15 protein-coding genes and 2 tRNA genes are annotated in these 22,669 nt (G+C 45.0%); 13 read left to right on the top strand and 4 right to left on the bottom strand.

Annotated elements, in window-relative coordinates; translation table 11 throughout:
• Position 1 precedes the first annotated feature (1 nt).
• Together ldhH and BUR09_RS08330 are read left to right on the top strand one after the other, a co-directional pair.
• Positions 2-2,146, top strand: coding sequence for an L-lactate dehydrogenase (quinone) large subunit LdhH (gene ldhH / locus BUR09_RS08335; RefSeq protein ID WP_074216495.1), 2,145 nt, complete (start codon positions 2-4; stop codon positions 2,144-2,146).
• A 369-nt stretch (positions 2,147-2,515) separates the two neighbouring features.
• Complete coding sequence (locus tag BUR09_RS08330) at positions 2,516-4,333, top strand: methyl-accepting chemotaxis protein (protein WP_074216494.1); 1,818 nt, start codon at positions 2,516-2,518, stop codon at positions 4,331-4,333.
• 286 nt (positions 4,334-4,619) lie between these two features.
• Here the strand turns inward: BUR09_RS08330 and BUR09_RS08325 are convergent, their stop codons facing one another.
• Complete coding sequence (locus BUR09_RS08325) at positions 4,620-5,507, bottom strand: NAD(P)-dependent oxidoreductase (RefSeq protein ID WP_074216493.1); 888 nt, start codon at positions 5,505-5,507, stop codon at positions 4,620-4,622.
• Positions 5,508-5,975: 468 nt separating this feature from the next.
• Here BUR09_RS08325 and BUR09_RS08320 point away from each other — a divergent pair, with 468 nt between their 5' ends.
• Positions 5,976-6,665: a response regulator gene (locus BUR09_RS08320; RefSeq protein WP_074216492.1), complete on the top strand. Its 690-nt coding sequence runs from the start codon at positions 5,976-5,978 to the stop codon at positions 6,663-6,665.
• Positions 6,665-8,077, top strand: a complete 1,413-nt coding sequence (locus BUR09_RS08315) for a sensor histidine kinase (RefSeq protein ID WP_074216491.1) — start codon at positions 6,665-6,667, stop codon at positions 8,075-8,077. Before BUR09_RS08320 ends, BUR09_RS08315 begins: the two co-directional genes overlap by 1 nt.
• Here BUR09_RS08315 and BUR09_RS08310 read toward each other — a convergent pair.
• Positions 8,067-8,717 carry a hypothetical protein gene (locus BUR09_RS08310; RefSeq protein WP_074216490.1) on the bottom strand — a complete coding sequence of 217 codons (651 nt, stop codon included), beginning with the start codon at positions 8,715-8,717 and terminating at the stop codon, positions 8,067-8,069. The two genes, BUR09_RS08315 and BUR09_RS08310, sit on opposite strands and share 11 nt — an antisense overlap.
• An 82-nt stretch (positions 8,718-8,799) precedes the next feature.
• A complete protein-coding gene (locus tag BUR09_RS08305; RefSeq protein WP_074216489.1) occupies positions 8,800-10,119 on the bottom strand; it encodes a TolC family outer membrane protein in 1,320 nt (439 codons plus the stop codon).
• Between the two features lie 739 nt (positions 10,120-10,858).
• On the opposite strand from BUR09_RS08305, the gene BUR09_RS08300 reads away from it, so the two are divergent.
• The 6 genes from BUR09_RS08300 to BUR09_RS08275 all read left to right on the top strand — a co-directional run bounded on the left by BUR09_RS08300 (position 10,859) and on the right by BUR09_RS08275 (position 17,710).
• Positions 10,859-13,051, top strand: coding sequence for a type I secretion system permease/ATPase (locus tag BUR09_RS08300; RefSeq protein WP_084539447.1), 2,193 nt, complete (start codon positions 10,859-10,861; stop codon positions 13,049-13,051).
• A 13-nt stretch (positions 13,052-13,064) separates the two neighbouring features.
• Positions 13,065-14,393: an HlyD family type I secretion periplasmic adaptor subunit gene (locus BUR09_RS08295; protein WP_074216487.1), complete on the top strand. Its 1,329-nt coding sequence runs from the start codon at positions 13,065-13,067 to the stop codon at positions 14,391-14,393.
• Positions 14,394-14,573: 180 nt separating this feature from the next.
• Positions 14,574-15,260, top strand: coding sequence for a transglutaminase-like cysteine peptidase (locus BUR09_RS08290; RefSeq protein WP_074216486.1), 687 nt, complete (start codon positions 14,574-14,576; stop codon positions 15,258-15,260).
• 14 nt (positions 15,261-15,274) lie between these two features.
• Positions 15,275-17,359, top strand: a complete 2,085-nt coding sequence (locus BUR09_RS08285) for an HD-GYP domain-containing protein (RefSeq protein WP_074216485.1) — start codon at positions 15,275-15,277, stop codon at positions 17,357-17,359.
• Between the two features lie 128 nt (positions 17,360-17,487).
• Positions 17,488-17,563, top strand: a tRNA-Phe gene (locus tag BUR09_RS08280).
• A gap of 71 nt (positions 17,564-17,634) precedes the next feature.
• Positions 17,635-17,710: transfer RNA gene (locus BUR09_RS08275), tRNA-Phe, on the top strand.
• 267 nt (positions 17,711-17,977) lie between these two features.
• On the opposite strand, the gene fumC is transcribed toward BUR09_RS08275, so the two are convergent.
• Positions 17,978-19,378: a class II fumarate hydratase gene (fumC, locus tag BUR09_RS08270; RefSeq protein ID WP_074216484.1), complete on the bottom strand. Its 1,401-nt coding sequence runs from the start codon at positions 19,376-19,378 to the stop codon at positions 17,978-17,980.
• A 358-nt stretch (positions 19,379-19,736) separates the two neighbouring features.
• Here fumC and BUR09_RS08265 point away from each other — a divergent pair, with 358 nt between their 5' ends.
• From BUR09_RS08265 to BUR09_RS08255, 3 genes are all read left to right on the top strand, one after another.
• Entirely contained in the window at positions 19,737-20,246 is a 510-nt protein-coding gene (locus BUR09_RS08265) for a nitroreductase family protein (RefSeq protein ID WP_074216483.1), read from the top strand.
• Positions 20,247-20,871: 625 nt separating this feature from the next.
• Positions 20,872-21,672 carry a 2-amino-3,7-dideoxy-D-threo-hept-6-ulosonate synthase gene (locus BUR09_RS08260; protein ID WP_074216482.1) on the top strand — a complete coding sequence of 267 codons (801 nt, stop codon included), beginning with the start codon at positions 20,872-20,874 and terminating at the stop codon, positions 21,670-21,672.
• Positions 21,673-21,696: 24 nt separating this feature from the next.
• Positions 21,697-22,668 (top strand): 3-dehydroquinate synthase II family protein, encoded by a 972-nt coding sequence (locus BUR09_RS08255; RefSeq protein WP_074216481.1) that lies wholly within the window; start codon positions 21,697-21,699, stop codon positions 22,666-22,668.
• Position 22,669: the final 1 nt, after the last annotated feature.

Genomic DNA, 22,669 nt, shown 5'->3' with positions numbered 1-22,669 from the left:
CATGCATAACGCTGAAAATCTCAAAGAATACCGCGAAGACATGCAGGAAGCTCTTGATAACGAGTTTCTGCGTAAATCCATGGACGCATTTGCTGTTGGTTACCGTGAAAACCGTGCAAAAGCATTTGCTAATATTGATGAAAAAGCTCTCATCAAGAAAATTGCTGACTGCAAAGACTACGCTGTAAAAAACAACGCAGCACTGTTGAAGCAGTTCACAGAGCAAGCTGAAAAACGTGGTGTACACGTTCACGTTGCAAAAGACGCTGAAGAAGCTAACCGCATCATCGCTGACATTGCCAAGAAGAACAACGTTAAGAAGATCATCAAATCTAAGTCTATGACTTCTGAAGAAACTCTTCTTAACCACTACCTCGAAGACGAGAACCTCAACGTAGTTGAAACAGATCTCGGTGAATGGATCATCCAGATGCGCCATGAGGGTCCTTCCCACATGGTTATGCCTGCGATTCACCTTTCCCGTTACCAGGTTCAGGATCTCTTCTCCAAGCGTACCGGTGAAAAACTCGATTCCGACCCTGTAAAACTCACTAAAGTTGCTCGTCGTGAGCTTCGTCGTGACTTTGCAGATGCAGATATGGGCGTTTCCGGTGCTAACTTCTGTGTTGCTGAAAACGGCCACATTGGTATCGCAACTAACGAAGGTAACGCACGTCTTACCACCACTTCACCACGCATCCACGTTGCGATTGCAGGTATCGACAAACTCGTTCCTAAACTTACTGACGCTCTTACTGCTCTTAAAGCTCTTCCTCGTAACGCTACCGGTCAGGCTCTGACCTCTTACGTAACCTGGATTGGCGGTGCAAACGAATGTGCTATCGGCGAAGACAACAAAAAAGAAATGCACATTGTTTTCCTCGATAACGGTCGTTCTAAGATCGCTGAAGATGAAATGTTCTCTCAGATTTTCCGCTGCGTACGCTGTGGTGCTTGTGCGAACGTTTGTCCTGTTTACCGTCTCGTTGGCGGCCACAAAATGGGTCACATCTACATTGGTGCAATCGGCCTCATTCTTACTTACTTCTTCCACGGTGAAGAAAAAGCTAAGAACCTCGTTCACAACTGTATCAACTGTGGTGCATGTAAGAGCATTTGCGCAGGCGGTATCGACCTCCCAGGTCTCATTAAAGAACTCCGCGCTCGAATCAACCAGGACAACGGTATGCCTATTGAGACCAACCTCCTCGGTAAAGTTCTCAAGAACCGCAAACTGTTCCACTCCCTGCTTCGCTTCGGTAAATGGGCACAGGCTCCAATGAAAAAAGGGCCATACCTGCGTCACCTGCCGCTCATGTTCATGAAAGATCAGGGTTTCCGTTCTTTCCCAGCTATCGCAGATAAGCCGTTCCGCGATCGCTTCAGCGAAATCAAGCCAATGGTACACAACCCAAAACACCGCGTTGCACTCTTCTCCGGCTGTGTTCAGGACTTCGTGTACCCAGAGCAGATGGAAGCAGCAGTAAAAGTTATGGCTCGCCATAACGTTGCTATCGACTTCCCAATGGATCAGAGCTGTTGTGGTCTCCCAGTACAGATGATGGGTGAAAAACAGGCTACCATCGACGTTGCTAAACAGAACGTTGACGCATTTGAAGGTGCTAACTGCGATTACATCGTAACCCTTTGTGCATCCTGTGCTTCACACCTTAAAGAAGGCTACGCAGAACTTCTCGAAAAAGAACCTGGCTACAAAGAAAAAGTAGAACGTTTCTCTGCTAAGGTTATCGACTTCTCCTCTTATGTTCATGACGTACTTGGCGTGTCCGCTGATGACTTCAACAAATCCAGTGAAAAAGTTGCATACCACGCATCTTGTCACCTCTGCCGTGAGCTCAAAGTTGTTGAACAGCCTCGTAACCTCATCGAAATGGCTGGCGATTACGCACCATCTGCAGAAGAAGATGTATGTTGTGGCTTTGGCGGTACCTTCACCGTTAAATTCCCAGAACTTTCTTCTACCCTTCTGGACAAAAAACTTACCAACATTGAAGCAACCGGCGCAAAACGCCTCGTTGCAGACTGCCCAGGCTGTCTCCTGCACCTCGGCGGCGGTTCCAATGTTCGTAACAACGGTATGAAAGTTACCCACATTGCGGAACTCCTTGCAGAAAATCTCAAATAGTCTGCAACACTTCCTAAAGTGATATAGTAAGAAGGGCGCATATGCGCCCTTCTTTTTTTATCTAATTAGCTATACAACCTCCACAACAATAAAGACTCCTCTCTATAAAAAATGTAAATATAAATTTACATCCAGTTATAAATACTCCTCTGCCTGATTTTCTTAGGTAAAATGCACATAATGAAATCAGGCAAAAACACACAAAATCTCTTTTCTACTTATAATTACAAATAGTTATACATTCAAAACAACACAGTCAACACGTTGTTTTATTTACATTTTTTTGCAAAGAAGAAATTAACTCAGTCCTCTCCCCGCCGATAAGAAAAGTATCGCCACAGTACATCAACTCACATCCAAGGGGCACACATGTTTAGAAAAACAACTATACGCGTAAGAGTATTTCTTTTACTTGCAGTCTTTTTACTGTTCATCTTAGGAATTCTTCTGTTCAATGCACGCTCAACAATGCAGTCAAACGACGAAGCAGTTCTTCACTTGCAAAACATGATGCTTGATGGAGAAAAAGAAGCGCTCCATATTGCCACCCACTCATTGGCACTCTCTATCAGCTCCAAACTGAATGGAATCAGTGATCACGAGGAGCAACTACACATTATTCAAAATGCAATTGAGAACATTCGTTTTAAAGAAGACAAATCTGGCTATTTCTTTGTCTACGAAAACACCACAAGCGTTGCCCACCCAATTTTTAAAAACATAATTGGTCAAGACAGAGGACATCAGACAGACCAAAACGGCACAATGTATGTTCGCGAATTGAAAAAAGCAGCAGCTTCCGGCGGGGCATTCGTGCAATACGTTTACAAAAAGCCAGGGCAGGGTAATCAACCAAAACTAGCCTATGCTGAAATGATTCCAGGAACGCAATACTGGATAGGTACAGGTGTTTATATCGATAACGTTGAGAAGCATAAAAACATGCTTCAAGACGAATTCGATAGCCGAATGAAAGAAAGCATGACCACTCAGCTTGCAATCATCGGTGTAATCCTCCTACTCGGCTTCGCACCATTCTGTCTTTTCCTTGTTCGCTCTATTACCACTCCTGTTATGGAAGCAAACGAAGTTGCACAGCAAATCGCAGGTGGAAATCTCAACGTAACCATTAAAGTTGAAGGAAACGACGAAATAGCCGACCTTCAATCCTCACTTAGCGTCATGGCAGAAACATTACGTAACAACGTTCAAGACATGGCCGCAAAAGAGAAAGAAGCACAAAAACAGGCTACTATTGCACGTGAAGCAGCAGCTAAAGCAGAAGAAGCTATGCAGCAGGCAGCTGTAGCCACTAGCAAAGGTATCAACACGGCAGCCGAACGCCTTACTGGACTTGTAACCAGCATCAATTCCAGCTCATCCGATTTAGCAGCAACAAGCCGTCAGCTGGAAAAAGGCTCTGAAATCCAGCTCACCCGCATTAGTGAAACTGCAACAGCAATGGAAGAAATGAACGCCACAGTGCTGGAAGTTGCACGTAATGCTAGTGACGCTGCAGAACGAACAGAACGGTCTCGACGTCAGGCTGCAGAAGGCCAGTCCGTTGTAAACGACACCATCAACTCCATTAATGAGTTGCGCAAAATTACAACAACCTTGCAAGAAAACATGGACCAGCTTGGTAGAGAGTCTGATGCGATTGGCCAAGTAATGACTATAATTAACGATATCGCAGATCAAACCAACCTGCTCGCACTCAACGCGGCAATCGAAGCAGCACGCGCTGGTGATGCAGGACGCGGCTTCGCTGTAGTTGCAGATGAAGTTCGAAAGCTTGCAGAAAAAACCATGGGTGCCACAAGCGAAGTCGGCAACAGCATCAACACAATCCAGCAGCTTGCCCAAAAGAACATTAAGGGCATGGAAGAATCTGCTGAAGCAATGCTGTCCACTGAGCAGCGTTCTAAAGTATCAGGCGAAATGCTTGAATCAATTGTTGAAATGACTGATGCTGCCGCAGCGCAAGTTCAGTCTATCGCAACAGCTGCAGAAGAACAGTCCGCAGCATCTGAAGAAATTACAAGATCTATTGAAGAAGTTAATGCTATCGCGAACGAATCTCGCTCAATGGCTGGTAATGCCGAACAGAGCGTCTCTGCGCTTCACAACGAAGCACGCAATCTTCAGGAGATCATTTACGAACTCAAAGAAGAAGCTGCCAGATAACCTACAATTAGAATTGGATGTTAATGTCTTTTGCCTCCAGCTTTCATCCCTGACTTGAATACAAAAAGAAAGGGCTGTCCTCGTGATACAGGACAGCCCTTTTGTTTTTTTGCTTGGTAGCTCAGCTACATCAAAATCCTGCAAGCCTCACTACTGATAGTCTTCGTATAGTCTTTCCCTTCTAACAACACCTTATCCACTCTTGAAAAAAGAAATTGCAAAAAAAGAGCTACAAAATAAAACTGTTAAACACATTCTGACAATCTCTACCTGAAACGAAAAAGACTTACGCCTGATTCATAGCTTCAAAGACTTTATAGAGCCCCTGCGTACCAAGATTTTCCAGCCCCTGTGCTTTTGCAGCCACATAAAATTGATTAGCCATTGCGAGTCCCGGAAGGGACAAATTCATTCTTGCGGACTCTTCAAGAGCGATGCCCATGTCTTTTACGAAGTGCTTAATAAAGAAACCGGGATCAAAATCACTTTTTGCAATCCGTCTGCCGAGGTTGTTAATAGACCATGAACCTGCGGCGCCACTGCCGATAACGTCGATTACCTGCTCTAGATCCATGCCTGTTTTTGCTGCATAAAGCAAAGATTCAACGGTTCCGATCATTGTTCCGGCAATAAGAATTTGATTTGCCATTTTGCAGTGTTGACCTGCGCCCGATTCACCCATACGCTGAATGTTCTTGCCCATTACCTCAAAAAATGGAAGCATAGCCTCATACGTTGCTGAATCACCACCAACCATAATGGCTAGCGTTCCTTCACGGGCACCTAAATCGCCACCAGACACTGGAGCATCCAGAGCCGCCATATTTTTTGATGCAGCAACTTCAGCAATGCGTTTTGCCAGAGAAGGTGTTGATGTTGTCATATCTACTACTATTGTACCTTCTTTTGCATTTGCCAGAACGCCGTTTTCTCCAAGAATTACTTCTTCAACATCTTGAGGAAAACCTACAATTGTAAAAACAACATCACTGTTGGCAGCAACCTCAGCAGGTGAACTGCAGAGCGTTGCCCCCATGTCGGTAAGTTCCTTGGTTTTTTCTGCGCTACGATTGTACACAAAGGCAGTGCAACCAGATGTAATCAAATGTTTGCACATGGATTTACCCATTACACCTGTTCCAATCCATCCAATGCGCTTTGATGCAATACTCATGTATCCTCCATAAATGCTATATATCGACCAATCCTTACCTTGAACTTACAACTATAACTGTATCCCATTGAAACAAAAAGAGTTATGACATAAAGGTAAGACAATTACGCAGCACATTTTTTTATTAACTCATAAGATATAATTATATTCTTACGTTACAACGTTTTTAATACAATTGCAGCTTGTGTATTTATTTCTATACTTTTTTCTTATATAACCCAAAAACAATTTACCTGATAACCGACTACTTTCAATCATCACATGAGAGCGCATATCGCACTCTTTTTTTGTTATCAGAAGACGTTTAATAACGTAAATTTACACTTGCTAACTAATGTTGTCCTCCGACATTCGCTAACGCCTGTTTTACAAAAGTAAATTTAGCAGTCGGTTCCCTACCCCAACATTGGTGTTTCCTTAAAGAACGCGTGTTAACTACACGAAACAACATAAACAAGTGCACTATCCATGGAACAAACAATCCTGATCATCGATGACGATGCGAAGTTGCAAGATCTTTTAACTGAATATCTAGAAAATTCAGGCTTTAACGTCGTTTCCCTTCTCAATGGGCACGATGCACTTTCTACTATCCGTAACCTTGCCCCGTCCCTCATTATTCTCGACGTCATGCTGCCTGGTAAAGACGGTCTTGAAGTCCTTCGTGATATCCGCACCGAATCTACGGTTCCGATCATCATGCTCACTGCTCGCGGCGACGACGCTGACAGAATTGTCGGTCTTGAACTGGGTGCAGACGACTATCTTTCAAAGCCATTCAACCCTCGTGAACTGCTAGCTCGTATTAAAGCTATTTTACGCCGTTTCGACAACAGCACAGCTAAAGTTAATTCTCATCAAATTGAATGTGCAGGCCTTGCACTTGAAGCAAGCAGACAAATCCTTATTATCGGAAATGAACAGATAACTTTGTCTCCAACTGAAACAAAGCTCATGGCAGAACTTATGCGCAGCCCAAACCACGAATTTTCCCGTGATGACTTGATGACAAAGGTCTGGGGACGTGAATTCAATGCATACGACCGTAGCATTGATGTGCATATTTCTAAATTACGCAACATCTTAAAACCATACAACGAGCATGCTCATCGCATCCGAACAGTGTGGGGCAAAGGCTACATGTTCCTGAGTGATTAATGGAAGTTAAGTCTATTTCTGCTAAGCTGGCAACCACCTTTATTTTAATTCTTACGCTCAGCTTAACAACTTACGTAATCCTCTTCGTAACAGTGCATCGGGACACAGAGCGGTTTATCCTCCGCTCTATCCCGATGATCTCGACGCTGCTCGAAACCAAATTTGCTCGTCTAAATGTTGTTCCGCACGCTGAACATGCAGAAAACCAAAAAGATATCTCCAGCGTCCTCAAAGACTTACAAAAGATACTGCAAGCTGACTACTTGTGGGTCATTACGCCTAATGATGCTATCATAACCAGTCCGAAAACCGTCATTCCAAAACATACGCTTTTCGCGTTAAAAAGAGTTAAAGAAAATATCCAAGCTGGGCATTTCTACTCTCAGGAAACTGAGGAACTACAAGCTCTTATCTTTCCAATTTCACTATGGAACGGTAAGGGGAAAATTGTCATTGTCCAACAACCAAGCTGGTCTTTGCACAAAATACTTATCGACTGCCTTTTCCCAACAGTAATAACTGGTCTTCTGATTGGAATCATTGTCCTTCCCTTAATCAAACGCACGTTACGTCCACTTAAGGAGCTTGAAACAAAAGTCATCAACTTTGCTACTGGTGATCTTTCCGAACGCATAACCCCTGTACATGACGATGAAGTAGGACGCCTTTCACGCACATTCAATATAATGGCTGACAACCTCGAGCAGATGACACGCTTCCGGCACGAACTTACGGCCAACATCTCACACGAATTGCGCAGCCCGCTCACTCGAATCCAAATGTCTGAAGAGCTGGCACATCTAAGCTGTAAACAACACAACTATGACAATGTCATTACGCACTTAAATTCTATTCGAAATGAAGTGGAAGAGTTGGATAGACTGGTTGAAGAAATTCTAAAACTTTCCAAGATGGACGTGAATAGCCAAATCGGCGAAATAGGAGCATGTGACCTTACAGACACAATGCAACGTCTACTGCGAAGAAATTCTCCGATTATTGAACGAAAAAACATTTCAGTGCAGGCAACCTATTCGCACGACTGCGTCATTACCTGCAACTACCCAATGGTAAAACTCGCATTGAGTAACCTTATGGCAAATGCACTTAAATTCTCACCTGAGAATGGAACTATCAGAATTACCACATTCTCAAACGTAGAGACAGTCAGTGTTGAAATATTTAACTCATTCTATCGAACACTTACCCCCTCTGAACTTATTTCAATATTCGAACCCTTCTCCCGCGCTGAAGGCGAAAATATCCCCGGAACAGGGTTAGGGCTTGCGCTTGTTTCTAAAGTTACCGACCAACATCAAGGAACAGTTACAGCAAAAAACCGCTCAGACGGCATTCTGTTTCGCTTAACACTCCCAAGAGCGCTTGCTGAACAAGAAAAACCTAAAAGGTGATCACATCACCTTTTGCTGCTGTCCATTCCTGAAGAAGCCGGAACGATGCACGCTCCTGTAGGGTCAGTTCACAAAAGCATTTTCTTTCTCGCTCCCCTTCAAATTCAGAATGATAAGCATTGCCTTCTGTGCGAGCTTTTACAAATTCACTTAGCGACAACAGCAACTCTACTGGCGCATGTACCTTTGTCCAAAAGCCTTCCGGTGCAAGTACTTGTGAGTGCGCGTACTGTCCGTATAAAATAACATTATCAACAACTACCAAAGGAAGCGCCGGGAATGTTAGGGCTTCGTACATTGTAAGTTGCTGTGGATACTTTTTCGCAAGGCAACCGAATAATTCTCGTGAAACGTTCGCCTTAATCAACATATCAGAACGCTCTCCCTCAGGGCGCACCAAATGGCAAGCAGCATCCATCCACACAATATCACGCCAGACAGGCAAGATAACCACCTCAACCTGCACACCACGGCTTAACGCCGTCTCCAGCGCACTACTCACCGCAGGATTATCTGCAAAACGGTTGTAAATTGCAGCATGCAGAAGGATACGTCTTTCTGCTCCGGAAAAATATGAATCAAAACTAAGTGCTGAAGCTCCTGCATAGACTTCAACATCTTTTCCGTTACACAACTCCATACACTCTCCTTGCAACGTATACAAAAAAAAGAGGGGAGAGATTTACTCTCCCCCCTCTCTTGGACACTCTGGTTATTTAGTATTATTCTGCCATAGAAATGTAGTCAGTTGCCTCAATATCAAATGAGGAAACAAGACCGCCACCAAGGGCTAGCAAACGGTATGATGCAATAAGCACATTAATCTTTGAGGTCACAAGGCGTCCACGAGTAATAAATAACTCGTTCTCTGCATCAAGAACATCCAGCAAAGTGCGCTGGCCAACGGTAAACTGCTGTGCATAAACATCGCGTGTTTCAACGTTAAACCCAACAGCCTTGTTGTACTGTTCTACCTGATCATATGCAGCCTGTTGTTCACTCCATGTTGAAGCAACCTGACGGTAAAGATCATCAATGGTATCACGATAATCTTCACGTGCACTCTCTTTACGTGCAACTGCAGCACGAGTATCAGCAAGGTCACTGCCACCATTAAACAAATTCCATGACCCGACTACAGCGAAACGAAAATCAGTTGCGTAGTCATCTACACCCTGCATATCTTCAGTATAGTTATAGGAACCTTTACCGCTAATTCGTGGATAGTAGTATGATTCACGCTCATCGATAAGACCCTGCGCCACATCTATCTCGTATTTTCGAGTATCAAGACGCGGGTTTTCAGATCGCATACGCATCAAAGCAGTTTCAATATCTACTGGTGCAGCATCGGAAATTTCAACATCCATAAGACCTTCAGGCTCAACACCTGTCAAACGCTTATACTGAGCAATAGCAATTTCTAACTCACTACGTTGTGTCGCAAGTGTTGCAAGCGCACGAGCAAGACGGCCCTGAGTAAGAGTAAGGTCAGCAACGCTACCACCACCTGCATCTACAAGCTCCTGCATAGAAGCAAGGATATCGCGGTACTGCTGTGCATTATCTTCTGCAAGCTCAACAAGAGCCTTATCACGAATAACTGTAAGGTGAGCAATAACCGCATCAAGGCCGAACCGTTCGGCAGCATCTAAAATCTGGCTTTGAGAAGATTGATATGCAGCTTCGGTGCGTTCAACACGGCTCTGAGTAAAACGACCATCATAAATGAGCTGAGTAATAGAAACAGCACCCTCGAAGGCCCCACGCCACATGTACTCTGTTCCATTATTACGAGTTGAAACGCTGCTATGTTGTGTCGGTCCATAGGAACCTGTTGCATCAACGTCTGGAAGATATCCCCCCCATGCAGATCTACTATCCTGCTTTGCAGCCTTACTTTGACTTTCCAGCGCAGCAATTCGCGGATAAGTTTTTAATGTCGCAAGAACAGAATCCTTCAGTGAAATTTCAGCTGAAGCAACACTTGCACATCCAAACAGTACAGCGGTCATTGCTAACAGCGCGTAAATTTTTTTCATTAAACCACTCCTAATTCATTCACACACTCACTTGCTCGTAATCAAGCAAGCCCCCTAGTAAACAAGCACGAAATTGTATGTTCCCCCCAAAGTCGTGCTTATAACTTCCTGCGTATACGCGGTTAGACATAACTTCTCAAGAAAAAACAGCTTTTGCACTATATTCAATCCTATCAAAAACTCATCATCCCGCAAAAACACAGTTTTTTAGGTAAAGACTTAAAGTCACAACGTCTTACCAGACTTACTCTAGCCCACGAAAGCTCATACAAATTTTTACGAAAAGAAACTGCTGAGGACGCTCCTCCCATACTAAAAAAGCGGTTTATACACATTATAATAATCTGAATAAAAAACAGCTAATTAATAGCGAGATTTCTTTTGTTACCATATGATTATCTTACACGTTTTACCACATCATCCTAACTATTCTTTCCATGTTGAAACTTTCATCATGAGCACGGGGTGCACTATTGTATTGTCTATACTTCTATAAGATTTTATGGGAGAATATAAAGATTCATTACCATACGTTATTAGTATTTCCTTGTAACCAAACTTGGAAGTATGAATATAGGGAGTGCTCATGAGCGATTCTAATCTCAACCAGCCTGTATCAAAGGCTACCGCGAAGTCCAAACCAGACAATAAGGCGCAGCCTCCGCAAAACCCAATTCAAGCTTCTGCTCCAGAAAAAGTTGAACAAACTATTTCAAAAAGAAAGCCCACCCCAGAAAAAATGACTCAGCAGCCTCCAACAGACCGCAAAACACAAGTTGACGCTCCGTTACCATCTGATGTTGATTACGAGTCACCTCTTTTACGATCCCTTGTGCATCTCTTTTCCCTGCTTGGTAAGCCGCTCACAATTGAGCAACTAAAAGCGGGACTTCCTGAGCATGGCACACAGTCATCACACACATCAGCATGCCTACGTGCAGCAATGCAGGCTGGTATGCACGCCAAAGCTGTACGTCGTAATACCCTTGCCGAAATTTCTACCCTGACCCTGCCATGTATTATTCTTCTCAAAAATAAGGGAGCAGGAGTACTCACATCGCTTACAGAAACACATGCGAAAGTTATTTTTCCAGAAATGAACAATGCGCCAATTTCTGTTCTGCGTGACAAGCTTGAGGAAGAATTCGCAGGCTACGTCATTTTCGGTCAAATAAAAGGACGTCTCGATAAACGAGCCAGCGAACTCAAGCTCTTAAAAACAAAACGCTGGTTCTGGGACACCGTACTTTACTTCTTCCCAATCTACAGACACGTAGGGTTCGCAAGCATCATCATCAACCTACTTGCCATTGCTTCCCCGCTGTTCTTTATGAACGTGTATGACAGGGTAGTCCCGAACAACGCAGTAGATACGTTATGGGTACTTGCCAGCGGTATCGGCATTGCTCTTTTTTTCGATTTTATGCTCCGTAACCTGCGTAGCTACTTCTGTGACGTTGCAGGAAAAAACGCAGATGTAATTCTTGCCTCACGACTGATGCAACATATTATGGCACTACGTCTTGATGACAAGCCGGATTCCACAGGCACAATGGCAAACAACCTGCGTGAATTTGAATCGCTACGAGAATTTTTTAGCTCAACAACCTTGCTGGCGATCATAGATTTACCATTTCTATTTCTGTTTATTGGACTCATCCACTTCATCGGTGGGCCAATGGCACTTATTCCAGCCGTTGCTGTCCCGATAGTTATTCTTGTTGGCATACTGTTGCAGTACCCATTTCAACGGGCTGTTGAATCAGGCTATAAAGAGGGCGCACAGAAACATGCTCTACTTATTGAGATAATCAACGGTATCGAAACAGTAAAAACCAGTATGGCAGAAGGCCACATGCAACAGCTATGGGAAAAAGTTGTAGGCATGAGCGCGAAGTCAAGCAACCAGGCAAAACGCCTTGCAAACTTCTCTATGACCTTCACCATGTTTGCAGCACAGGCTGTTTCAGTCTTCATTATCGTATATGGTGTGTACCGCATCAGCGATGGAGAATTGACTATGGGGGGACTAATTGCCTGTAACATTCTTGCAGGCCGCGCCATGGCGCCACTCAGCCAGATTGCGGGAATGCTCTCACGTATGCAGCAGTCACGCATGGCACTAAAGTCCCTTGACCTTATCATGCAGCTCCCTACAGAAGCACAAAACGAGTACACAGGCATCAGCTATGAAAAACTTGATGCATCACTCACATTTGACTCACTTTCCTTCAAATATCCCAACGCGGAACGCTTTGCACTTGAAGATGTTCATTTAAAAATCCGCAAGGGCGAACGGGTAGGTATCATTGGCAGGATGGGCTCCGGCAAAAGCACTCTAGGCAAACTCTGTGTCGGCTTATACCGCCCTACTGAAGGCGCTGTAAAACTTGGTGGGGTTGATATCCGCCAAATGGATATTGCAGACCTACGCTCTCGAACTGGTTATGTATCTCAGGACAACTATCTCTTCTACGGTAGCGTACGTGACAATATTGCTATCGGTAACCCGCAAGCGGATGAAAACGCCATTCTTCGAGCCGCTTCTATTGCCGGTGTAACGGAATTTGTTCAATCCAACCCAGCCGGTTTCGGCTTACAGGTTGGTGAACGCGGTATGGCACTATCCGGTGGGCAACGACAATCCATCGCACTAGCCCGCGCTTTACTGACTGATCCAGATATCATTATTCTGGACGAACCAAGCTCCAACATGGATAACGGTTCCGAACACGCATTCAAACAAAAACTGGCGCATATTGTCCCAGGTAAAACCCTACTTCTTATTACACACCGTCTCAGCATGCTTGACGTTGTAGATAGACTTATTGTTATGGATAACGGAAAAATAGTGGCTGACGGACCTAAAGCTGCAGTCCTTGAGGCGTTGAAAAAAGACCAGATCAAAAGAGCGCCGACGAGGGCAGCGTAGGGAGTCAGGCATCATGAAGAAAGATCATTATAAGAATGAAGATATTGAATTCATGAGCGAAGTTGATGCTGCCCTGCGTCACCGCGGTCATCCGAAAGCATACCTTCTTTCCGTATTTATTGTCCTTGTCTTTGCCGCATTCTTAGTGTGGGCACATTTTGCAATTCTTGACGAAGTAACACGTGGCACAGGTGTCGTTGTGCCTTCAAGAAAAATTCAGGAACTGCAGAACCTTGAAGGCGGAATTCTGAGTGAACTACTTGTTACTGAAGGACAGATTGTAGATAAAAATCAAATTCTCGCACGTATCGACAACAAGCAAGCTGAAAGTGTTGTTCGTGATGCAGAAACAAAATCCCTTGAGCATAAGGTCGCTATTATCCGCCTCATGGCTGAGGCAAATGATACACCGCTTGTTTACCCTGAAGAATTAACACAAGAAGCTCCACAGATGGTTGCTGACCAGATTGCCATTTATAAAGCTCGCAAAATGCAGCTAGAAACAGAGCTTAGTGTGCTTGAATCGCAAAAATTCCAACGAGATCAAGAAATTCAGGAGATGATCAGTAAACGCAAGCAGCTTATGTCCAGCCGTCAAATTGCTAAGCAGCGCCGCGACATCGCCCGTCCGCTCATGGAAAAAAACGTATATCCTAAAATCGACTACCTCCAGCTTGAAGAACAACTAATCCAGCTTCAAGGTGATATTGAAGCACTGTCGCTTGCTATTCCACGAATCCGCAAAGCAGCAGAAGAGGCAGGAGAACGGACAAAGCAACGCGTTGCAGAGTTCAAAAATGAAGCACACCGCGAAATCAACCAGCGTCGCGTTGAAATGCGTTCTCTTAAAGAAGCAATGGCTGCCGGTCATGACCGTGTAACGCGTACTGACTTACGTGCCCCTGTACGTGGTACAGTTAAACAGATTGCAAGAAACACATTGGGCGGTGTTATCAGACCGGGTGACACTATTCTTGAAATTGTTCCGCTTGATGACACCTTGCTTGTTGAAGCACGAGTACGACCTGCTGACATTGCGTTTTTGCATCCCGGACAAAAAGCGATGATTAAAATTACAGCATATGACTTTTCTATTTACGGCGGACTTGAAGGTTCCGTAGAACAAATCAGTGCTGATACAATCGAAGATAAGCGCGGAGAAAGTTTTTATCTTGTAAAACTACGTACAAAAACCAATACTATTGTGTATCGGGGAGAAAACTTGCCTATTATTCCCGGTATGACAACTTCCGTTGATATTTTAACAGGCAAGAAGTCTGTTCTCGACTATCTGCTGAAGCCAATTTTAAAGGCAAAACAAAACGCTTTGAGAGAACGGTAATTGCGTCACTGGAAACATTCGACAATTTGTTGTGTAACGCTTGTCTGCATAGTCTGTTGCTTTTTTCTTGCAACACAGTGTTTACAAGCGTCCGCAGAATCGAAGACGAATAAATCCAGACCCAAAATCAGCACAAAGGGGGCATCACTTTCCAAGGGAAAGAAAAAGTCAGCATTCCGTATGCTGTTTAAGCCCCCTCCTGTAAAAAAAACTAGGCCCAAGCGACAAAAGAAGGCTGCACCTAGTACAGGTCCACTTAAAGATAAAAACGGAAAAATCCGCCTCTTTCGTACGATGGAATTGAGGGGGAAAAATAAAACGCTGGCACGGTGGCAGCGAATCGTAGACAAGATGGCTGCCCATAAGCAGTTATTTCTTTCAAATTCACTACCTACGTCAGGAAAAAACCAGCGGAAACGCTGGAAGGAATTTAAATCTACAATAAATTCCGCGCCACGTATGCAGCAACTACGCAAGGTCAACGCCTATTTTAACAAGTGGCCATATCGCCTTGATAAAGAAAACTGGGGAAAAAGGGAGTACTGGGCATCACCCCCCGAATTCGTAACGCGATCGGGAGACTGTGAGGATTACGCTATCGCCAAGTACTATGCCTTACGAGAACTAGGGATACCGGCAAGCTCAATGCGAATTGTCGCCCTTATGGACAATATCCGACGTCTTGGACATGCAGTGCTCGTTGTATACCACGATGGAGATGCATGGGTGCTCGACAACCAAACCAAACTGGTGCTCTCGCATTCCAAGTTCTCACATTATGTACCGCAGTTTTCTGTAAATGAAACTAATCGCTGGGCACACATCCCGGTGAAGAAAAATCAACCGGCTTCCAAGCCGAAAAAATGATCCCGGAGCTGAAAATGCCTACTAAAAAGAATGACTATGAGCTTCCCGTTACGCAGGATAAACGCTCTCGTCTAAAATGGTTCGGCATCGCTGTGCTTTCCGCTATTGTTGTGATCTCTGCCTTCATATCCTTTATCCATATCAAAAATGAAGAAGTAGGGCTTACAAAGCGCCTTGAAAAACAGCAGACCTTGCTGGCATCAGCACGTCTGGAAAGCATAAACAACTGGCTGCAAGCAATGGTAGAACAAGGCGACAGACTCATTAATGCCGACCTGTTCCGCTTATTTGCTTCAGAAGTTGACTTGCTGGGTGAAAATATCGGAAGCCTTTACGCAGAAGAAGCCACACAGGCAGATGACTCTTCCCTAGCGCAGCAGCTACCTATGATGCGCAACCTGCTTGAAGAATTTTCAAGCTATGCAGGATTTTCCGACGGTCGAATCATCAACCGCTTCGGTCAGACCTACATTGCCACCAATGCCAACGTTACTGCACTGACGCAAGAACAGCTCAACATGGTAAATGATGTACTGAAAAACCCTACAGTACACTTCTCTACCGTTCGTAACAGCAGTAACGGCCTTGTATTTGACATGTTCCTCCCTATTTTCCCGCCGGAATTTGAAGGAGAATACACGAAACCTATCTCTGTTCTCATGCTTTCAAAACTTGCCTCTGGTAAGATTACAGAGATAATTTCCAGCTCCCCTCTTGCAACACAAGGGAACACAACACACCTTATTCAAAAACAGAACGGAACCCTGCAGGATATTCTCCCGTGGAAACCTGAAGGAATTGCAGCCGTTCCACCTTCATTCGGTAAAATTGATGCAGACATCCTGCCATTCTCTTTGCGTGCAACCCTGAATACTACTGCAAAAGGATATTCATACGGGATCAAAGTTCCAAACATCGACTGGTGGGTTATTGAAGAAATTGATTACAACGTAGCGCGTGCTGAACTAACTGACACAATTCAGACCACTATTGTTATTGCGCTGCTTACCATCGGTGCGTTTACCCTGTTCCTGTTCCTGTTTTGGTGGCTGCTGGTATCTCAGGATAACAAAAAAATTGCCAATAACTTCAGAGAACTGGCAATGACAATCAAAGAACAGAAAATGTTTCTTGATTCCATTAACGATACCATTCCGGACTACATTGCCCTTAAAGACAATAATGGCATCTATCAGTATGTGAACCCTGCATTTGCTAAAGCGGTAGGACGTAATGTTGAAGATATGAACGGGTTAGATGACACCGCTATCTTCGGCTACGCAACTGCAAACCGCCTCGCCTCTTCCGACCAGCTTGTAAACATGTCCGAACAGCCTATTACCATTACAGAAAAAATATTCCTTCAATCACAGCGTTACATCATGCAGATATCCAAGGCACCGTTCTTTGACGGTGAAGGGAAACTGAACGGTATCGTATCCGTATTCCGCGACATCACCTCCGCAGTTGAAGCTGAAGAACAACGCAAACTGGCAGAACAGCAAACCATTACAGCGCTGGCAAGCACCATTGAGCATATTGACCCATACCTTGGCGGTCATACCCGCATGCTCGAATCCCTTTCTATTGAACTTGCCCGCAGCTTAAACATGAGCGATGCAGAAGTTTCCACTATTGAGGCAGCAGCAAACCTTTCTCAGATTGGTAAGCTCTTTGTGCCACGTGAAATTCTGCTTAAGCCGGGTGCACTCACTCCTGAAGAAAAAATAGAAATGGAAAAACATGCTTTGCATGCAAAAGAAGTTCTCGGCAATATCGACTTCGGTCTACCTGTTGTAGAAACAGTAACGCAGATGAACGAAAAAATGGACGGTTCCGGATACCCAGAACATCTGAAAGGGAACGATATTATCCCTCCAGCTAAGTTACTCGGGCTTACAAACACATTTTGTGCACTTATTAGACCTCGGGCGTACCGTCCTGCATTATCCGTTGCCAAGTCTCTCGACATCTTGAAAGAGATGGAGAACTTCTACGATCCAGAAATGATCGCAGCACTCGAACGGCTGCTTACAACTCGATTCGGTGAAGACTTTATTGAAGGAGTGAGCGCACCACAGCAGACAGTCGCACTGTAACCTGCAACCGTCTACACTACTGCGACCGAGCGTTCCGCCTGTGTTTTTTGGCTTTTTATAAAAAAAATGCACTTTTTTTAAAAAAGTGCTTGCCAACGAGCCGGACTTTCTCTAAACCTTCCACCTGTGCCGCGATAGCTCAGTTGGTAGAGCAGGGGATTGAAAATCCCCGTGTCCGCAGTTCAATTCTGTGTCGCGGCACCATCTTCATGAAGATGGTCGCAAATTTTTACTTGCAACAATGTCCGCCTTCCTGTAGATACATTCCTCGTCGTGCCGCGATAGCTCAGTTGGTAGAGCAGGGGATTGAAAATCCCCGTGTCCGCAGTTCAATTCTGTGTCGCGGCACCACTTGAAATTAATGACCCGCTTTTTAGCGGGTCTTTTTTTTTGCTCTTTTTTTTATAACGCTCGCCAGTTACAGTTTCAGCCACATCTCTAGCGCAAGAGCCCCACCTCCCATACGCCGTAACTATCCGCTGCCCAACACGACACATTTCGACAAGCGCTCTCTGCACAGCTTTAATTCACATTCTATCAACCACCTGCATAAAAAAAGGGAAACTGCACTCACCTACAGAAAGTGCGCTCCCCTTTGAATATCTAAGCTACTTCCTATTACTCGCTATGCGGCTTCGCCATCCGCATATAGTTCATAGCATCATCAAATTCTTTTTCATCAAGCAGCCCATCTTCAAGAACAACCTCTTTGAGCGTCCTATCCTGCTCGTAGGCTTTCTTAGCCATCTGAGCAGCTTTGTCATACCCAATTACCGGTGTCAGCGCTGTCACAAGCATAAGAGATGAAGACAGATAGTCTTCAATATTTCGATAATTCAATTCAAGTCCTTCCACAGCGTATCGTGTAAACATACGAGTAGAGTCAGTAATCAAACGGATTGATGTAAGAAGATTGTGGATCATTAACGGACGGTACACATTAAGCTGCATAACACCTTGTGATCCAGCAAAGGACAATGCAGAATCCAACCCCATAACCTGTACACAAACCATGGACAGAGCCTCACACTGGGTAGGATTCACTTTACCCGGCATAATGGACGAACCAGGTTCATTTGCAGGGAGGACATATTCACCTATGCCTGCACGAGGACCCGAAGAAAGCATGGCAATGTCATTTGCAATTTTGAGCAAACTGCATGCAAGAGTGCGAACTGCACCAGATGCAGCAACAATGTCATCACTTGATGACAGCCCTGCAAATGCATTTTCCATCGGAATAAATGGAATCCCGATGTATTCAGCAAGATGCCCAATGGCACGTTCTGCAAATCCTTTGGGCGCATTCAACCCAGTTCCAACAGCCGTGCCGCCAAGCGGTAAAGAATGTAACTGCGGCAGCGCCTGTCCCAGCCGATCAAGCCCAGCCTCAAGCTGATGTGCATACGCTGAAAACTCTTGCCCCACAGTCATTGGAACTGCATCCTGTCTATGAGTACGTCCTAACTTAGGAACATTCGCCCACTGCTCTGCTTTTTCCTCAAGCGTCCGAACAAGTTCTTCAATGGCAGGCACCAAATAATATTCAATAGCAATGGCTGCCGCCACATTCATTGCAGTTGGAAAAACATCGTTGGAAGACTGTGAACGATTCACATGATCATTGGGATGCACAGGAGCCTTACTCCCCAATGGACTGCCCGCTATTTCATTGGCGCGGTTAGCAATAACCTCGTTCACGTTCATATTTGTCTGGGTGCCGCTGCCTGTCTGCCATACATGAAGCGGAAACTGCCCGTCATGCCCGCCGTTGCAGATTTCATCAGCCACTTCGATAATGAGGTGCCCAATATCTTCCGAAAGGACTCCAAGCTCTACATTGGCATGTGCAGCAGCTTTTTTAATATGCGCCAGAGCAATAATAACCTCCAGCGGAATCCGTTCTGCTCCAATAGCAAAGTGCTGCAACGAACGCTGCGTCTGCGCACCCCAGTAACAATCCTCAGGCACCTCAATATTACCCATTGAATCAGATTCTATCCGGACTCCCTGCGTCATAGTTTCTCCCTGCCCTAACGTTAGAAGCTGCGAACGATAAAAATAAATACTCCCGCTTCGGAAAACAGACTTGAATCACTTATGGCCATTTCACCAATAAGTTACTATCTGCACTATTCCTGCAATAATAATTCGTTACATAACATCCAACACCCTAAAGCGTCCCTTAAAAATACCAGTTTCTTTTTGAATACTCTCCGCATCTTAGATTGCCCCCCTCATCAAGGCATAGTCGGCTCAGCATAAAGTACGACGCAGTGGAAGCTAAATTTTATACAAAAGTACTGGGAAGTCTCTTGCCTTCCTATGGTATACTCCAAGAAGCAACGTTAACTACAATCACTCTTCAGGAGAAAACATGAACGTATTAGAAGCCATTGCAACCCGTCGCTCTATCCGCAAATTCACCGATGAAGCTGTCAGCGAAGAAAAAATCAACACTATGCTCAAAGCTGCTATGGCTGCTCCAAGTGCTGGCAACGAACAACCTTGGCAGTTCGTTGTCATTGACGACAAAGCTCAACTTGAAAAAACAGCTAAGCTCAGCCCATACATCGGAATGGCTGCCAAGGCTCCGTTGTCCATCATGGTACTCGGCGATCGTAGTGTTGAAAAATATCCGGGCAACTGGATGCTCGACTGCTCTGCAGCTATCCAAAACCTACTTCTTGCCGCACACAGTGAAGGCCTGGGTGCTGTCTGGTGTGGTCTCTGGCCTGAAGAAAATCGTGTTGAAGCAGCACGTATCCTTGTTAAAGCCCCTGAATCAACTGTGCCTTTGGCAGTTATCGTACTTGGATATCCAGACCAGGATCTCAAAGCTCAGAACAGATTCGATACGTCCCGTATCCACAAAAATATCTGGTAAGAGCGCACGCTCTTACCAGATAATGTAAGAAGCACTTTGGAAGCAAAAAAGACATTTCTTATCCGAATTCCGTTCCCAAAGAGCCTCCCTTAATACTTAAGCGATTTTATATCTTTTTAATTCAAAATATTAGGTGCAAAACTTAACACAATCATCACAAAATTAAAATTTCGTATTGACAGAAATCGCCTCTCGTACCTATTCTTCCGTATCGAATTTAACAAACTTGTAAAGGAAATCAGAAACACCATGAACGCAATCTTTGCCAAACCAGCTTCTTTCGAAACCAACTTTTATTTTTGGTTTTTCTTTAGCTATGGCAAAGCCCGTGGCCGGTTTTCTGGTGCCTTCTTGTAAGCGAATTCATCACCAACTAGAAAACTCAAGAGCCGCGGGCACACAGCCTGCGGCTCTTTTTTTTATGCGCAAGCTGTGGCGGCCAAACCCAAAACAACACCTGATGCCTGTTAAGAAAATGCTCAATTAGCAACTATGCCAAACGCCCAAAGATTGATAAAAGATCGGGCAAGCAAAACAAGAACAGTTTTTTGCTGCATAATGCTAACAACAATGCATTCGAACTTACGGGTGATTGCTTTACTGAGAACACGCTAAGGAGAATACGATGGAAATTGGCAAGAAGATCCGCATGGAGCGCATCATCAACAGAGTCACCGGACGAACAATCATTGTTCCTATGGATCACGGTGTTTCTGTAGGGCCGATTGATGGACTTGTAGACATGCGTAAAGCTGTCAGTAACGTTGCAGAAGGCGGCGCGGATGCAGTACTGATGCACAAAGGTCTCGTTCGCTGTGGCCACCGCGCTGGCGGACGCGACGTAGGACTTGTAGTTCACCTTTCAAGCTCTACTTCTCTTTCTCCCTCCCCTAACGCAAAAACTCTTACTGCTACGGTAGAAGATGCAATTAAACACGGCGCCGACGGCGTATCTGTTCACGTTAACCTTGGTGACGAAACAGAAAGCCAAATGCTTGCTGACCTTGGCAAAGTTTCCGCTATAGCAAGCGACTGGGGTATCCCGCTTCTCGCTATGATGTACGCACGCGGCCAGCACATCCACAATCCATTCGACGCTAAAAACGTAGCCCACTGTGCCCGTGTTGCTGTAGAATTAGGGGCAGACATCGTAAAAGTTTCCTACCCTGGTGACATTGATTCATTCTCACGCGTAGTTGAAGCGTGCTGTGTACCTGTTGTTATTGCCGGTGGCGAAAAAATGAACTCCACCCGCGAATTCATCACCATGGTTCACGACTCTGTCCGCGCTGGTGGTGCCGGTCTTTCCGTTGGCCGTAACGTCTTCCAGCACAAAAACAGTGCCATGCTCGTTAAAGCGCTTCGCGGCGTAGTGCATGAAGACTGGGATGTCGAACAGGCCATGGAACTCGTAGGAAACGATTAACCCGTAGTTATCCGGACTAGAAAAATGAAAAAAGTTCTCTTCGCAAGCGTACCGTTCAATAAAGATCACGTCACCCTCGCTCTGGAATCAGGCGTTGACGGCGTTATCGTACCTGAAAAAGAAATGGCCGGAGTAGCCAGTCTGTCCCGCTGCACCGTGCTCGCAGCAGAGTCTATGCATGTCATTACGCTTACTGAAAAAAGTGATGAAGAAGAGGCAGCAGAACGTCTGAAAAAAGGCGAGCAGGTCATTATCGGTCACGGATGGGAAATTATCCCGATTGAAAATTTATTGGCGCAGTCTGACAATGTGCTGGTTGAAGCCAACACCACAGAAGAAGCGCACCTTGCTTTCGGCATTCTTGAAAGAGGCGTAGAAGGCGTGGTTGTAACCGCAAATGGAATTACTGAATTGAAGCAGATTGTAGCACAGTGCAAACTCTCCATGGGCACAATTGACCTTGTTCCGGCAACCGTTACCGAGGTTCGCTCATCGGGCTTAGGCCATCGAGTTTGTGTTGATACCCTTTCCGTTCTCAAGCGAGGTCAGGGTATGCTCGTGGGTAATTCTTCTGCATTTACCTTCCTCGTCCATGCTGAAACTGAAAATAACGAGTATGTGGCAGCCCGCCCGTTCCGCGTTAACGCAGGTGCAGTGCACGCATACACTCAGTTACCACACGATAAAACAACATACCTTGAAGAACTTGCTTCCGGTGACGAAGTACTCATCGTTAACCACGATGGCTCTACTTCTATCGCTGTTGTAGGACGCTGCAAAACTGAAATCCGTCCTATGCTGCTGATTAAAGCTGAAGTTAATGGTGTTGAAGGCGCAGTGTTCCTGCAAAATGCAGAAACCATCCGCGTAGTCGACACAAAAGGTAACCCAATCAGTGTTGTTAACTTAAAGAAAGGCGACGAAATCCTCGTTCGCACCGATGTAGCAGGTCGCCACTTCGGCATGCGCATCAAAGAAGAGATCAAGGAAGGCTAAT

The organism is Halodesulfovibrio marinisediminis DSM 17456 (genome assembly GCF_900129975.1).
Taxonomy (GTDB): Bacteria; Desulfobacterota; Desulfovibrionia; order Desulfovibrionales; family Desulfovibrionaceae; genus Halodesulfovibrio; species Halodesulfovibrio marinisediminis.
Note: the sequence above shows the minus strand (reverse complement) of the source record. Positions and strands in the feature narration are given on the sequence as shown.

Coding starts and splice junctions, on each gene's coding strand:
- BUR09_RS08325 (WP_074216493.1), bottom strand. CDS start 5,507: ATGAGTATTGCATCAAAGCGCATTGGATGGATTGGAACAGGTGTAATG.
- BUR09_RS08300 (WP_084539447.1), top strand. CDS start 10,859: ATGACTCAGCAGCCTCCAACAGACCGCAAAACACAAGTTGACGCTCCG.
- BUR09_RS08260 (WP_074216482.1), top strand. CDS start 20,872: ATGGAAATTGGCAAGAAGATCCGCATGGAGCGCATCATCAACAGAGTC.
- fumC (WP_074216484.1), bottom strand. CDS start 19,378: ATGACGCAGGGAGTCCGGATAGAATCTGATTCAATGGGTAATATTGAG.
- BUR09_RS08295 (WP_074216487.1), top strand. CDS start 13,065: ATGAAGAAAGATCATTATAAGAATGAAGATATTGAATTCATGAGCGAA.
- BUR09_RS08330 (WP_074216494.1), top strand. CDS start 2,516: ATGTTTAGAAAAACAACTATACGCGTAAGAGTATTTCTTTTACTTGCA.
- BUR09_RS08315 (WP_074216491.1), top strand. CDS start 6,665: ATGGAAGTTAAGTCTATTTCTGCTAAGCTGGCAACCACCTTTATTTTA.
- BUR09_RS08255 (WP_074216481.1), top strand. CDS start 21,697: ATGAAAAAAGTTCTCTTCGCAAGCGTACCGTTCAATAAAGATCACGTC.
- BUR09_RS08305 (WP_074216489.1), bottom strand. CDS start 10,119: ATGAAAAAAATTTACGCGCTGTTAGCAATGACCGCTGTACTGTTTGGA.
- BUR09_RS08290 (WP_074216486.1), top strand. CDS start 14,574: ATGCTGTTTAAGCCCCCTCCTGTAAAAAAAACTAGGCCCAAGCGACAA.
- BUR09_RS08285 (WP_074216485.1), top strand. CDS start 15,275: ATGCCTACTAAAAAGAATGACTATGAGCTTCCCGTTACGCAGGATAAA.
- BUR09_RS08310 (WP_074216490.1), bottom strand. CDS start 8,717: ATGGAGTTGTGTAACGGAAAAGATGTTGAAGTCTATGCAGGAGCTTCA.
- BUR09_RS08265 (WP_074216483.1), top strand. CDS start 19,737: ATGAACGTATTAGAAGCCATTGCAACCCGTCGCTCTATCCGCAAATTC.
- BUR09_RS08320 (WP_074216492.1), top strand. CDS start 5,976: ATGGAACAAACAATCCTGATCATCGATGACGATGCGAAGTTGCAAGAT.
- ldhH (WP_074216495.1), top strand. CDS start 2: ATGCATAACGCTGAAAATCTCAAAGAATACCGCGAAGACATGCAGGAA.